The following is a 13,784-nucleotide window of genomic DNA, read 5'->3' as shown; positions in this document are numbered from 1 at the left end:
TGCCGGTGTCGTCCGGTAATCCATAACTGACGTGGGCCTCTGTAACGTGCCTTTGTGAGCGCCCACCAAGCCCGCGCAGGTGACATTTGTTGCCAGCGCGGGCTTTTGCTGTTGCGGCGAAATGCTGCCGGCAGCTGGGGACGTTCCTATTGTGCCGGCACCCTGGGACACTCCTTGGATGTTCCGCATGCGACGGAGGGAACGGATCATTTTGTCGAGGGGCGGGCGGCTGTTTTGGTCCTCGGGGAAACCGCGTCCCGTTTCGAGAGCAGATTCCGGGCCGCAGTTTCCCCGAGGGCCCCATTGGGAAATTGCATCCCAGTCTGAGCGTCGATTCCGGGCTGCAGTTTCCGCTAGATGCCTCAACCGGAAAGCCCATCCCGTTTAGGTGTTCCGGAGTGGGATTCGGTTTCCGCTGCAGGCCCGTCTGGGAGGCAATGGCCCAGAATCCCCCTTGCACCGATCTGTCGATTGAACATCGTTGCGTGTTCGCGCTATCATGCATGGTTAAAATTGGTTAGCCATGGCAAACGGTTAGCCATGGTGAACATAAATACAACGCCCTGTGGGCGCCGGGGGAGGAACACGGACGTGAAGCTCGATACACTCGAGATTGGAAAGGACGCCGTTGTCGCATCGGTGGCATCGGACGATCAGGCACTCCGACAGCATATTTTGGATATGGGTCTAACGCCGGGCACCGAAGTCACCATGATGAAGTACGCCCCCATGGGCGACCCGCTCGAGATTCGCCTGCGTGGCTACGAGTTGACACTGCGCAAGGACGATGCCGCTCGCATCGAGCTCGTGGGTATTCACGACACCGATACGGGTCCGCGCGCTAACGCCGCAATCGGCACGACGGAGCATCCGGCTCTGGGCGAGGGGACGTATTCGCCCCGTGCGGCAAAGACGGCCGTGCCCGAGGGCGCGCCGCTGCACTTTGCCCTCGCCGGCAACCAAAACTGCGGCAAGACCACGTTATTCAACCAGCTGACGGGCTCCAACCAGCACGTCGGTAACTTTCCCGGCGTGACGGTCGACCGCAAAGATGGAACCATCCGTAACCATCCCGAGGCGAGCGTTACCGACCTGCCTGGCATTTACTCCCTGTCGCCGTACACAGGCGAAGAGGTCGTGAGCCGTCAGTTCATCCTCGACGAGCGTCCGGACGCCATCATCGACATCATTGACGCTACCAATATCGAGCGTAATCTGTACCTGACACTGCAGCTCATGGAGCTCGACCGTCCTATGGTCATCGCGCTCAACATGATGGACGAGGTGACCGCCAACGGCGGCGCCGTAGACGTCAACTTGCTCGAGAGCCTGTTGGGCGTGCCCGTTGTCCCCATTAGCGCTGCCCGCAACGAGGGCATCGGCGAGTTGGTGGACCACGCCCTGCACGTGGCACGGTTCCGCGAGCGCCCTGGTCGCCTGGACTTTTGTGCGCCCGACGGTCCGGACGGCGGTGCGCTGCATCGCTGCATCCACGGTATTGCTAACCTGATCGAGGACCATGCCGTGACGGCGCACATTCCGGTGCGCTTTGCGGCGACCAAACTGGTCGAGGGCGATGAGCTGGTAACTGAGGCGCTTCACCTGGATCGCAATGAGCTCGACGCTATCGAGCACATCATTACCCAGATGGAGGGCGAGGCCGGCACCGACCGTCTGTCTGCGCTGGCCGATATGCGTTTTAGCTTTATCGGCGACGTGTGCGGGCGTTGCGTCGTCAAGCCGCACGAGAGCCGCGAGCACGTGCGCTCCGTCAAGATTGACCGCATCCTGACAGGTCGTTACACAGCCATTCCGGCGTTCCTGGTGATCATGGGCCTCGTCTTTTGGCTGACGTTTGGCGTGATCGGCGCGGCGTTGCAGGGACTCATGGAGGACGGTATCGCTACCATCATCGCCTCGGCCGATGCGGGCCTCAAGGCGTTCGGTACCAACGACGTGGTGCGCTCGCTGGCTGTCGACGGCGTGCTTACGGGTGTGGGTAGTGTACTGACCTTCCTGCCGATTATCGTCGTGCTTTTCTTGTTCCTCTCCATCTTGGAAGACTCCGGCTACATGGCGCGCGTGGCCTTTGTCATGGATAAGGTGTTGCGTCGTTTTGGCCTGTCGGGCCGTAGCTTCGTGCCCATGCTCGTCGGTTTTGGCTGCACCGTGCCGGCTATCATGTCGACCCGTACGCTCCCATCCGAGCATGACCGCAAGATGACCGTCATGCTCACGCCGTTTATGAGCTGTTCGGCAAAGTTGCCGGTCTACGGCTTGCTGTGCGGGGCGTTTTTCCCGCAGGCGACGGTTCCCGCCATGGTCTCGCTCTATCTGATCGGTATCGTGGTCGGCTGCATCGCGGCTTTGGTGCTCAACCGCACGGCATTTAAGGGCGACCCGGTGCCGTTTATCATGGAGCTTCCCAATTACCGCCTGCCGAGCGTCAAGACGACGGTGATGCTGGCATGGGATAAGGCCAAGGACTTTATTACCAAGGCCTTTACCATTATCTTTGCCGCTACGGTGGTCATCTGGTTCCTGCAGACGTTCGATATCCGCTTTAACGTGGTCGCCGACCAGTCGCAAAGCCTGCTTGCCGGCCTGGGTAGCATCATCGCGCCGGTGTTGGCCCCACTCGGCTTTGGCGACTGGCGCGCCTCGACGGCACTCGTCACGGGACTTATTGCCAAGGAGAGCGTCATCTCGACACTCACGGTGCTTTTGGGCGCGACCTCGCCCGCGGCACTGTCGACCATGTTTTCGCCGTTTACTGCCTATGTGTTCCTGGTCTTTACGTTGCTGTACCCGCCGTGCGTGGCTGCGATCGGCGCCGTCAAGAGCGAGCTGGGCGCGCGCTACGCCGTTGCCGTGTTCGCGTTTCAGGTGGCAGTCGCCTGGATCGTGGCGTTTGTCGTGCATTCGGCGGGCATATTGCTGGGGTTGGCTTAGGGGCGCGTTGATGCTCCGCGCTTTTGGGCGAGCAACAATTCAACAAAATATGAGCCAGAATACCGGTAATTGTCGGCCTGCGGGGACTGTCCTACGCTGCAGGTTGCCGTTCGCTGCCTATTTGCTGCCGTTTACGGATTCGTAAATACTTGCAATCGTCGGTCGATTTAACCGCATTACGCGATGCCGATGCACATTTTTTGTGCCCCTTTCTACAATCACTTTGTGTCTATTGCCGAGCATGTCTTCCGTTTCGCCTGTGTGGGGACGTGGGGTGCAATAGTCGTTTGTGGAGGCTCATTGAGGAGGGAATTGATGAAAGAAAAATTCCAATCGTTCGGAAAGGCAATGCTCGTTCCGATTACGCTCATTGCCATTTCCGGTCTCTTTTTGGGTATCGGTAGCGTTTTTACGACCGAACTGACCCTTGTGTCCCTTGGCGTTAATTGGGACTGGTATGCCGCTTCGCCGCTCTTTACGTTCTTCTCGGTATTTAAGGGTCTCGGCGAGGTAATCATTGGAAACCTCGGTGTTTTGTTTGCCGTCGGCTGCGCCTTCTCCTTGTCTCGCAAAGAGAAGGGCTGGGCTGCCTTTTCTGCCCTTGTCTGCTATCTCACCATGCTCAAGACGGTTGAGATTCTGCTTGGAGCAGCTGGCTTGGCTGCCGACAATACAACGGTGGAAGCTCTTCAGAAGGTCGGCCTTACGTCCATTCAGGCGAGTGAGCAGTCCGCACTCTACACTACCTCGCTCGGCTTTTTTGGCTACAGCTCTGGTGTCTTTGGCGGCATTATCGTGGGCTGCCTGGTCGCCTGGATCACCGGCCGTTTTTACAAGACCAAGCTTCCAACGGCGCTGGCGTTTTTTTGCGGGCAGTCGAACGGTTCCCATTGTATCGCTGGTCGCCGGTGGCATCCTGGGCGGCATCATGTACTTCGTCTGGCCCGTCATCGGTGGATGCTTCTCGGGTATTGCGACGTTCGTGAAAGGCTCCGGTCTGGTCGGTACGTTTGTCTATCGCTGGGTGCTCGAGAGCCTTGTGCCGTTTGGCTTGCATCCGCTGCTCGAGACGCCCATGTATTGGACTGAGCTTGGCGGCTCCATGGTCGTCGATGGAACGCGCGTGGTGGGCAATAGCGCCATTCAGCTTGCACAGCTCGCTTCTCCCAGCAGTGACAAGCTCTTGGTTAGGGCCTTCATGGCTGGCTATGGCATTAACGATTACGCGTTGTTCCCGGGCATCGCCCTTGCTATGTGGTCTTGTGCCAAGCCCCAGAACCGCAAGAAGGTTGCTGGTCTTTTAATCCCCACAGTGATTTCGACTGTTTTCTTTGGCGTTACGGAGCCTATTCTCTTTACGTTCCTGTTTGCCGCCCCCTGGCTCTACTTTGGCGTTTACGCTCCGCTTTCCGGACTGGGTGAAGTTCTCTCGGAGGCAATGGGCGTTTCGGTGTACCAGGGAAATATCAAGGACCTGATCCCATTCTTATTCCGCCCCGAGAAGCTTAATCTGCTTCCGTACCTTATCCTGCTCCCCGCCTTTTTCCTGGCAGCTTTCTTCCTCTTCCGGTTCTTTATTACTAAGTTCGATATCAAGACGCCCGGTCGAGACGATGGTGACGATATTGAGTTGATCAACAGCAGAGCTGAGTTCGAGGCAAAGGCCGCTGAGGCAAAGGGCGAGTCTGATAGCACTCCCGAGAAGGCAGTCCAGGGCCGTGCGACCAAGGACAGCGCGCTTGCTGTTGGCATTGTCGAAGCGCTTGGTGGAGCCGACAACATTGATGATCTTGACAACTGCATCTCACGTCTTCGCGTGATTGTCAAGGATGGTTCTAAGGTTGCAGACGACGAGGTGTTCACCAAGAATCTTGAAGCTATGGGCGTTATCCGCCTGAGCGACAAGGCAATCCAGGTCATTTACGGTCCTCGTGTCGGCGAAGTCGCTTCTGAGGTGCACGAAGTTCTCGGTGACGAGTAAAACGCGCAAGTGGCTTTCAATTGCATAGCGCAATTCCAGGGCTTGGCTTCCTATCGCATGATTTAGGGGGCCAAGCCTTCTTGTTTTAGATTGTCAAGGCAGATACTCAATAGTTCTTCGAATGCGAGAATACAACTCCCGGTAAAGCAGTTAGGCATAACGTTCTTAAGATCCATTGGGTGATCGTCACGTATCGTAAAGATTGCGTCTGCCGTCTTGGCGAGCTCACTGTCTTCGTTGCCGGTAAACGCGAGGGTCGTAATGCCCGCGTCGTGGCATGCCCTTGCGGTTTCCAGGATGGCTTCTGTCTGGCCCGATTTGGATATGAGCATCATGCAGCTGAGCGTATTTCGGTTGGATTCGACAAACTGATCGGTTTCTAGGAAGTCCTGTATGACGGCCAAAAAGCCAAGTCCAACGAGCTTGGTCGCCATGTACTGCGCAACGATGCGTGAGAAGCCCTCTCCGTTTACTCCGATCATTCTGTTGCGATGCAGTGCGGCGATGAATACGTCTACATCTCCGGTGTGACATACGAAGTGGACGCTACTGTCTTTGAGTGATTGATTCATTTCGCGGGAGACATGCTGAAGGTGCTTGAGATCGTACATCATTTCGCGGTAGCCACGGTAGCCGAGCTTTTTCGAAAGCCTGATGACTGTCGTCATGCTGGTAAAGCATGCCATGGCGACGGGTTTTATGCCAATATCATCGAGGGCGTCGATATTGTTGAGTAGGTATTCGAGTACGCTTTGCTCGGTTTCGGATAGCTTTGCGGCTGAGTAGAGCTTGGAAATCTGCTTTTTATCAACCATCGGTGCTTCCTTCCCGCCGGACGTGTGTGGCCGCTTCCGTTGCGTAAATAATAACTCCTTGGGGAATTCCTTTCCCGCCTTGCAACCGGGGCGGGAAGCGGCCCTCCATGCTGGATACAATATCCAAACACAGGCGAACCATGCAATATTGAATGTGCTAATTGGGGGTTTCGATATGAAACTTACGGTCATAGGTGGCGGTGGCGTCCGCTCCATGTTTTTGGCAAAGAGCATAGCCCAGCAGGCGTCATCGCTTGGAATCGACGAACTTGTGTTTATGGACAATGATCCCGAGAAGCTGCGCATCTACGGTGGCCTTGCCGCCCATGTCTCGGGCATGCTTTGCCCCACGCTTAATTTTTCACTGACGGGCGATGCAGTCGAGGCCGTTAAGGACGCCGATTACGTGATCACGACGATTCGCGTCGGTGGGGACCATATGCGCGTTCGCGATGAGCGCATTGCTCTTTCGCATGGGGTTCTTGGCCAAGAGACGACTGGCGCAGCCGGCGTGTCTTTTGCCATGCGCTCCGTCCCTGCGCTTGCTTCGTATTGCGAGTTAATCAAGAAGTACGCAAAGCCGGACGTCAAGGTGTTTAACTTTACTAATCCCGCTGGCGTCGTATCTCAGGCCCTACGCGATATGGGCTATGATTTTACTTATGGCATTTGTGATGCCCCCTCGGGCATGTTGCATCAGTTTGCCGAGTATAAAGGCGTTGATCCCGCATCGGTTCAGGGCGAGTGCTATGGACTCAACCACCTCTCGTTCTTCCGCAATGTGACGGTTGACGGCGAGGACATCATGTCCGACTTGATCCACGACGACGGGGCATATGCTCATACAGATCTTAGGTTCTTCGAGAAGGACCTCGTCCTAAATCGCGGATGCGTGCCAAATGAGTACCTATACTATTTCTACTATCGCGAGCGCGCCGTTGCCAACGTTCTCTCTTCGCCCCAGACGCGCGGCGAACTAATCGAAGAAATTAATCGAGAAATGACGAGCGAGCTTGCATCTATCGATATTGAGAACGACTTCGAAAAAGGCCTCGCGTGCTTTGAGAAGTGGTATGGAATGCGCGAAAACAACTACATGGCGGCCGAGACGGGTATTCATCGCGACAAGCCGTGGACGTTTGACGTGTACGGCAAAGATGCTGGCGGATACGCAGGTGTCGCGCTCCGCTTCATGGATATTGCTCGCTCTGGCAAGACGCAGCAGATGATCCTGTGCACCCCCAACAATGGCGCCATCCCCGGCCTTCTCGATACAGATGTCATTGAGTCAACGTGCGATATCTCCACCGATGGCTGCGTGCCGCATCGCGTCGAAGCCGATTCTGTGCCCGCGGGAAACCTCGAATTGATTCGTCGCGTCAAGTACTACGAGCGCACCGTGGCGCGTGGCATCGTTAACCGATCGAAGCGCGACATTGTCGAGAGCCTCGCGATGCACCCGCTCGTTAATTCGTACTCCTTGGCGAAAGATATCGCCGCGCAGTACTTTGAGCTTAACCGCGACTACATCGACGGCTGGACAGACTAGTCTGGACGTTAAAACTAGAAATTATGGATGGGCGGACCGGCGTTTATATTGGCGCCCGTTCGCCCTGCTTAGTAAGAAAACGGGTATAGAGTGAACTTGCGAGAGAACTTCAATGTCTTTCTGGAATCGGGCGATCGGGCGAAGGAATGCCGGAGTGGCTGCACGATGGCGTTATATATCCCCTTGTTTGTTATGAGCGCGCTTCAAATTGGTGTATCAAACGTTGCAACTGAGCTCGCCTATATCAATCCGTCCATTACGCTTATTTGCACTGTGGTCGCGGCCTTTTTAAACCTGCTTCTATCGAATGTGGCTTTTTCATTATTTGCCGTCGACCGGTCCAAAGAGACGGTGCAACCTGCTCGAACCCCTCCGGTTTATCTCTTGGCCTCGACGGTTCCCCTCCAGATTTCTGGGGCGCTGCTAATTTATTTGGTTCACTTGATTTTATCGGCAATTGTAGTGTTTGCCTCGCTTGCGAGCAGTCAGCTCGGGGTGTTGTGTTCGCTTGTGGTGGCAGTAATCGTGACGCTTCTTTCCGCGTCGTTCGTATTCGTGTTAATTGAAGATGCGGACGTGGAGCAGAGGGGACTACGAGGCATTCGGTTTGCACCACGCTACATCATGCGTTCGGTCACGGTGCTTCGTTCCTCCTGGAGAGAAATCGCGCGTCCCGCAACGCTGCTGGTGGCATGGAACCTGGTTGCAAGTTGCGCTATCCAGGTTCTTGTTGGATGGGTAGTTTCGAGTGCGGCGCTGCCGTCGGCACTTTCAGTGACGGCGCTTGTGCATGAGGGACTTTATTATGGGGCGTTTGCTTATATGCTGCTTTTGCTAGTTCATTGTGCGGTTGCGAGTTGGCTCGAAATTGACGTGCTCATGGGGGTGTCCTTGTGCGTATCCGAGCAGGCGCGATAGCCCGAAGATGAAGCCACGTTTTCGACATTGAGTTCCTGCGTACCTTGCTTTCTAAGCAGAATTGGCGCGCCGTCTGTTAACAATCGTTTTCCAAGAATTCTTTTGTTGCTCATTTTATAGACTTCTCATTGCTATAATCGCCCACCGCTCAAGATAATCGGAGAGGTTTTCCTATATGGCTCAAACAAAGCAAGACGGCATCACGCTCAAGCAGTGGCTCCCACTCGTCGGGCTCACCTGCTGCGCGTTCGTGTTCAACACGTCGGAGTTCATGCCCATCGGCCTTCTGACTGATATTGCCGCGTCGTTCTCGCTCACCGAGGCCCAAGCTGGTATCATGATCTCGGTCTATGCCTGGGGCGTCATGCTGCTGTCGTTGCCGCTCATGGTGTTCGCTTCGCGTTTCGAGTTCAAGCGGATGCTGCTGGGCGTGCTTGCCGTGTTCTCGCTGGGCCAGTTCCTGTCCGCCTTGGCACCGACCTATCCCATCTTAGTCTGCGCGCGCCTGGTGGTTGCCTGCGCGCACGCCGTGTTCTGGTCGGTCGCTTCGATTATGGCGTCGCGCCTGGTTGACACACGCCACGGGGCGCTCGCCATCAGCATGATCGCCACGGGCTCTTCCATCGCACAGATCTTCGGCCTGCCGCTCGGCCGCGCCATTGGCCTGGCCGTGGGCTGGCGTATGACGTTTGCCGTGGTCGGGGCGCTGTCTGCTGTCGCGGTCGTCTACCAGGCCACGGTGTTCCCCACCATGCCGGCGGGCGAGCGTTTTACGCTCAAGCAGCTGCCCGAGCTGCTCAAGAACCCGTTCCTCATCGCGCTCTACGCGGTCACGGTCTTTATGGCGACCGGCTATTACGCAAGCTACAGCTATATCGAGCCCTTCCTGGCGCAGGTCGCGCACGTCGATGCGGGCGCCATCACCATGACGCTGACGGCGTTTGGCTGCTCTGGTCTGCTCGGAAGCTGGCTGTTTGGCCGCCTGTTCGATGGGCATCGCTTCCCGTTCTTGGCTATCACGCTCTCCGGAGTGCCGGTCGCCTTGCTACTTATGGGTCCTGCCGCGTCGTCGCTCGCCGCGGTTCTTGGCGTTTGTGCGCTATGGGGCTGCTGCGCCACGGCCTTTAACGTGGCGTTTCAGGCCGAGCTCATCAAGTACACGCCGGCGGACTCGTCGGCCGTCGCCATGTCGATCTTCTCGGGCCTGTTTAATCTGGGTATCGGCACGGGTACCGCGATCGGCGGAGCCGTGGTTTCGGGCCCCGGTATCGCCTGGATCGGCTACGCGGGCGGTGCGATCGCTGCCGTGGGCGTTATCCTCGCCATCACGGTGATGTTCCCAGCCATCCGCCGCGCCAAGCCCGTCGCCTAATCACGTTCCCTCATCAGTTGCGGTGGAATACGGACTGCTGGGTCCAATAAACCCGGCAAACAGTCCGTATTCCACCGCAACTTGGAAAGGGGCCGGGGCAGCTAAAAGAGCCCCGTCCCAAATTAGCTACCCTGCTGGGCATACAATGGATGTCGTTGTGTTGAGCTTACCGGGAGGTTGCTATGTGGGCATACGAGACGACGTTCTATCAGATTTATCCGCTGGGCTTTTGCGGAGCTCCGCGCGAAAACGCCGCGCCCGTTACCGAGGATGAGCTCGCCCAGGCTGTCAACGCCGCGCCAAACCCCGATGCGCCCATCATGAAGATCGCCCAATGGGCCGACTACCTGCAGGAACTCGGCGTTGGCGCTGTGCTCATCAACCCGCCGCTCGAATCTGATAGCCACGGTTACGATACGCGCAGCCTGCGCCACATCGACCGCCGCCTGGGTGGGGACGCCGACTTTGCCGCCGTATGCGACACGCTGCATGCCCACGGCATCCACGTGGTGCTCGACGCCGTCTTCAACCATGTGGGCCGTGGCTTTTGGGCCTTCCGCGATGTGCAGGAGCGCAAGTGGGACTCGCCCTACAAGGACTGGTTCCACATCAGCTTTGATGGCGACTCGTGCTACGGCGACGGCTTTTGGTACGAGGGCTGGGAAGGCCATTTTGAGCTCGTGAAGCTCAACCTGCAAAACCCCGCCGTGGTCAATTACCTGCTTGAGTCCGTGCGCCGCTGGGCCGAGGTCTTTGGCGTCGACGGCCTGCGCCTGGACGTCGCCTACATGCTCGACCGCGATTTCATGCGTCGTTTGCATAGCTTTGCCCGTGAGCTCAAGCCCGGCTTTGTGCTCATTGGCGAGACGCTCCACGGCGACTACAACCAGATCGTCAACGACGAGATGCTCGACTCCTGCACCAACTACGAGTGCTACAAGGGCCTGTACTCCAGCTTTAACTCGGTCAACATGTTCGAGATCGCCCATTCGCTGCACCGCCAGTTTGGCGGCGACCCCTGGTGCATCTACCGCGGCAAGCACCTGCTGTCGTTTGTCGACAACCACGATGTGCCGCGCCTGGCAAGTATCCTCACCGACAAGTCGTGCCTGCGTCCCTCCTATGGCATGCTCTTTGGCATGCCGGGCATCCCGTGCGTCTACTATGGCAGCGAGTGGGGAATTGCTGGCGAAAAGGGCGGCCCCGATGGCGACTGGGCGCTGCGCCCTGCGCTCGATGAGCCTGCGCCCAACGAGCTGACGGCGTTCATCACGCAACTCGCACACCTTCGCTCGGCCGACGACGCGGCTGCCCGTGCTCTCAACTACGGTGCCTATCGCAACGTGGTGATCCAGAACAAGCAGCTGCTGTTCGAGCGCGCCTGTGACGGCGCGACGGTACTCGTGGCGGTGAACGCCGTGGGCGAGCCTTACACCTTTGGCGCCGGCGAACTCAACGGCTCCTTCGTCGACCTGCTTGCCGACGATGCTCCCACGGTCGAGCTGACGGGCACCCTTGAACTTGCACCCTACGAGGTGCGCTATCTGTTGAGAGCCTAGCCCATGGCCGTGTCTGACGAGGACTATCAACATATTGAGCATGGGTTTGAGCCTGTGTTCGACCAGCGCTCGCGCGTTTTGGTGCTGGGGTCGTTTCCCTCGGTGCTCTCGCGTGCCAATGCCTTCTACTATGGCAATCCGCAGAACCGCTTTTGGCGTGTGATGGCCGCGTGCCTCGGTGTATCCGTGCCGTCCAACGAGGGCGATCCTTTGGCAAACGGTGAGCCCGCGACGCTCGATGCCTCCATTGCCGCCAAGCGGGCCATGCTGCTGAACGGCGGCGTGGCCCTGTGGGATGTGATCGAGAGCTGCGACATTAAGGGCTCGAGCGACGCCAGCATCAAAAACGTCGTTCCGGCACATATTGAGCGCATTACGGGCAATGCGCCTATTGAGCTGGTGGTGTGTAACGGAGGTACGGCGGGGCGCCTCTATAAGCGCTATCTAAAGGAGCGGACAGGCCTGCCCGCTGTCGTATTGCCGTCAACTAGTCCCGCTAACGCGGCTTGGCGTCTGGAACGTCTTGTTGAGCGTTGGCGCGAAGCCGTTGACTGGATCGCACGGTAGTCTAGATCCTTGATTGAGCATGGGTGCCGAGGCGTTTCATGATGGCATGCCAGATCGGTGTGGGCAGCGCGGGCCTGGCGCGCACCATGCCGTCGGTGCCGACGTTGGCGGCATTGCCGCCGCCAAGTCGCTGTGCATGCTCGACGGAGCAGCCCATGCGCACAGCGCCCACAAGCTTATCCATCGCTTCCGAAAAAGGTCGGCGCAAGAGTCCCATGCGCGGAGAGCGACGAAGCGCCGCAATGCCGCTGCCGGCGCAGATGGCAACGCCGCCACACCACAATTGGTCATGGCGCTCGCATACCTTGTGCAGACGAACGGCGGTCCCACGCGCCTGTTCAGCGCCCTGTCGTGCGGCTCGGATCACGGCATAGACACGCGTTCCCGTACCGCCAAAGCGCTCAAGCGCCTGCTCGATAGCAGTCAACGTCTCATCGTCAGCCACATCTTCAATGGCCAGCACGATGCCATCGGCAACGCTGCCGGCGTCATTTGCCTTCAAGTCGACTGGGCGGGGGAGTGCAGTGCCGGAAAGCTGTGCATAGGCGGCGATGGCATCCTGCAGGTCCCAAAGCAAAAACTCAAGATCGGCGCTATTGGGAATGCTGATATACGCGATGGTTTGCAGCGTTTTTGGTACATCGCCGCGCGCGGTCGGCTCCATGCCATCTCCTTTCCGGCTCGTTTCCGTTTAGGTTACACCGTCTGGCGGCGCCCCGCCGCGCTATCCTAGTGCAACCCTTACGAAAGGAACGCCATGCGACTGCCCATGAATACCTCGCTTGCCACGCTCAAGCCCTCCGGTATCCGCCGGATCAACGCGCTCGCCGCCCAGCACCCGGGGTGTATCGCGCTTGCGCTTGGCGAGCCCGATTTTCCCACGCCCGATGTGATTAGTGCCGAGGTGACCGCCGCACTGGACCGCGGTGACACGCACTATCCGCCCAACAACGGTCGTCCCGCCCTGCGTGAGGCGTTATCTGCCTACATGGGGGACGCGGGCCTTACGTTTTCGGCCGACGAGGTCATCCTGACCGACGGCGCGACCGAGGCCCTGTCGGCAACATTCATGGCTATGCTCAACCCCAGCGACGAGGTCATTATCCCCACGCCTGCCTTTGGCCTGTACGAAAGCATCGTCGTGGCCAACCACGCCAAAGCGGTCTTTTTGGATACGGAGCCTGCGCAATTTCAGATTGACGAGGATGCGCTTCGTGCTTGCGTGACGCCGGCGACCAAGGCCATCGTCATCTGCTCGCCCAACAATCCTACGGGCTGCATCCTTGACGCGGCATCGCTCGACGCCGTGGCACGCGTGGCAGAGCAGGCAGGCATCTACGTGGTCTGCGACGACGTATACAACCGCTTGGTCTACGCGGACGGCTACGAGCGCTTCGCCCAGCACCACCCGGAGCTGCGTGAGCAGACGGTAGTCATCGAGAGCTTCTCCAAGCCCTGGGCTATGACCGGCTGGCGCCTGGGCTGGCTCGCAGCAGCGGCACCCGTCATCGCCGAGATCGCCAAGGCTCACCAATACCTAGTATCGAGCGCCGTCTCCTTCGAGATGGACGCCGCGGCCCGAGCCCTGACCGTCGACCCAACCCCCATGCTCGAAGTCTACCGAGCCCGTCGCGAACGCGTACTCGCGGCCTTAGACGCCATGGGCCTCGACGTAGTAGAGCCCGCAGGAGCCTTCTACACTTTCCCAAGCATCAAAAAGTTCGGCCTAACCAGCGAAGACTTCTGCATCAAAGCCATCAAAGAGGCCAACGTAGCCCTAGTCCCGGGCGACTGTTTCGGCACCGAAGGCCACGTCCGCCTCAGCTACTGCGTCTCCGACAAAGACCTAGACGAAGGCCTCCACCGCCTGTCCACCTTCGTTTCAACCCTGTAGCCATCAGGGACGCAACACATCAGCCCACCGACTTAAGGCTTATGAGTGGGGGCGCCGGCCAACGGGAAACCGGGCTGCCCCAAAGTCACCGCGGGCCGCGCCGCCGAAGGCCAGGCGCAAGCTTTTCGTAGATTCCGCACGAGCCGAAGAGCACTAAATGTGCTCTTCGTGCGAGCC

The 13,784-nt window shown here is 58.3% G+C and carries 10 protein-coding genes and 1 pseudogene; 9 read left to right on the top strand and 2 right to left on the bottom strand.

The window, feature by feature from the left end; genetic code table 11:
- Positions 1 to 540 precede the first annotated feature (540 nt).
- The 3 genes and pseudogenes from feoB (at position 541) to I2D41_RS05930 (ending at position 4,933) form a co-directional block, all read left to right on the top strand.
- Complete coding sequence (gene feoB, locus I2D41_RS05935) at positions 541 to 2,952, top strand: ferrous iron transport protein B (protein ID WP_195363878.1); 2,412 nt, start codon at positions 541 to 543, stop codon at positions 2,950 to 2,952.
- 183 nt (positions 2,953 to 3,135) lie between these two features.
- Positions 3,136 to 3,768 (top strand): annotated as a pseudogene (locus tag I2D41_RS10225) (PTS transporter subunit EIIC); the annotation flags it as partial.
- 112 nt (positions 3,769 to 3,880) lie between these two features.
- Positions 3,881 to 4,933, top strand: coding sequence for a PTS transporter subunit EIIC (locus I2D41_RS05930; RefSeq protein ID WP_411161268.1), 1,053 nt, complete (start codon positions 3,881 to 3,883; stop codon positions 4,931 to 4,933).
- Positions 4,934 to 4,995: 62 nt separating this feature from the next.
- Here the strand turns inward: I2D41_RS05930 and I2D41_RS05925 are convergent, their stop codons facing one another.
- Positions 4,996 to 5,748, bottom strand: a complete 753-nt coding sequence (locus tag I2D41_RS05925; protein WP_195363876.1) for a MurR/RpiR family transcriptional regulator — start codon at positions 5,746 to 5,748, stop codon at positions 4,996 to 4,998.
- Positions 5,749 to 5,923: 175 nt separating this feature from the next.
- On the opposite strand from I2D41_RS05925, the gene I2D41_RS05920 reads away from it, so the two are divergent.
- The 5 genes from I2D41_RS05920 to I2D41_RS05900 all read left to right on the top strand — a co-directional run bounded on the left by I2D41_RS05920 (position 5,924) and on the right by I2D41_RS05900 (position 11,713).
- Positions 5,924 to 7,297, top strand: a complete 1,374-nt coding sequence (locus I2D41_RS05920) for a family 4 glycosyl hydrolase (protein ID WP_117646072.1) — start codon at positions 5,924 to 5,926, stop codon at positions 7,295 to 7,297.
- Between the two features lie 96 nt (positions 7,298 to 7,393).
- Positions 7,394 to 8,215 (top strand): hypothetical protein, encoded by an 822-nt coding sequence (locus I2D41_RS05915; RefSeq protein ID WP_195363875.1) that lies wholly within the window; start codon positions 7,394 to 7,396, stop codon positions 8,213 to 8,215.
- A gap of 175 nt (positions 8,216 to 8,390) precedes the next feature.
- A complete protein-coding gene (locus tag I2D41_RS05910) occupies positions 8,391 to 9,587 on the top strand; it encodes an MFS transporter (protein WP_195363874.1) in 1,197 nt (398 codons plus the stop codon).
- Between the two features lie 182 nt (positions 9,588 to 9,769).
- On the top strand, positions 9,770 to 11,146 hold the full coding sequence (locus I2D41_RS05905; protein WP_195363873.1) for an alpha-amylase family glycosyl hydrolase: 1,377 nt from the start codon (positions 9,770 to 9,772) through the stop codon (positions 11,144 to 11,146).
- Positions 11,147 to 11,149: 3 nt separating this feature from the next.
- A complete protein-coding gene (locus I2D41_RS05900) occupies positions 11,150 to 11,713 on the top strand; it encodes a uracil-DNA glycosylase family protein (RefSeq protein ID WP_195363872.1) in 564 nt (187 codons plus the stop codon).
- 1 nt (position 11,714) lies between these two features.
- Here the strand turns inward: I2D41_RS05900 and I2D41_RS05895 are convergent, their stop codons facing one another.
- On the bottom strand, positions 11,715 to 12,377 hold the full coding sequence (locus I2D41_RS05895) for a hypothetical protein (RefSeq protein ID WP_195363871.1): 663 nt from the start codon (positions 12,375 to 12,377) through the stop codon (positions 11,715 to 11,717).
- A gap of 93 nt (positions 12,378 to 12,470) precedes the next feature.
- On the opposite strand from I2D41_RS05895, the gene I2D41_RS05890 reads away from it, so the two are divergent.
- Complete coding sequence (locus I2D41_RS05890; protein ID WP_195363870.1) at positions 12,471 to 13,607, top strand: pyridoxal phosphate-dependent aminotransferase; 1,137 nt, start codon at positions 12,471 to 12,473, stop codon at positions 13,605 to 13,607.
- Positions 13,608 to 13,784: the final 177 nt, after the last annotated feature.

The sequence above is a fragment of the Collinsella aerofaciens genome, assembly GCF_015552075.1.
GTDB classification, from domain to species: Bacteria; Actinomycetota; Coriobacteriia; order Coriobacteriales; family Coriobacteriaceae; genus Collinsella; species Collinsella aerofaciens_Y.
The sequence above is the reverse complement of the archived record's forward strand: the minus strand, read 5'-3'. Positions and strand labels throughout refer to the sequence as shown.

Excerpts from the sequence above, each read along its gene's own strand:
- I2D41_RS05925 (WP_195363876.1), bottom strand. The coding sequence starts at position 5,748 with ATGGTTGATAAAAAGCAGATTTCCAAGCTCTACTCAGCCGCAAAGCTA.
- I2D41_RS05910 (WP_195363874.1), top strand. The coding sequence starts at position 8,391 with ATGGCTCAAACAAAGCAAGACGGCATCACGCTCAAGCAGTGGCTCCCA.
- I2D41_RS05900 (WP_195363872.1), top strand. The coding sequence starts at position 11,150 with ATGGCCGTGTCTGACGAGGACTATCAACATATTGAGCATGGGTTTGAG.
- I2D41_RS05930 (WP_411161268.1), top strand. The coding sequence starts at position 3,881 with ATGTACTTCGTCTGGCCCGTCATCGGTGGATGCTTCTCGGGTATTGCG.
- I2D41_RS05895 (WP_195363871.1), bottom strand. The coding sequence starts at position 12,377 with ATGGAGCCGACCGCGCGCGGCGATGTACCAAAAACGCTGCAAACCATC.
- I2D41_RS05890 (WP_195363870.1), top strand. The coding sequence starts at position 12,471 with ATGCGACTGCCCATGAATACCTCGCTTGCCACGCTCAAGCCCTCCGGT.
- I2D41_RS05920 (WP_117646072.1), top strand. The coding sequence starts at position 5,924 with ATGAAACTTACGGTCATAGGTGGCGGTGGCGTCCGCTCCATGTTTTTG.
- feoB (WP_195363878.1), top strand. The coding sequence starts at position 541 with ATGGTGAACATAAATACAACGCCCTGTGGGCGCCGGGGGAGGAACACG.
- I2D41_RS05905 (WP_195363873.1), top strand. The coding sequence starts at position 9,770 with ATGTGGGCATACGAGACGACGTTCTATCAGATTTATCCGCTGGGCTTT.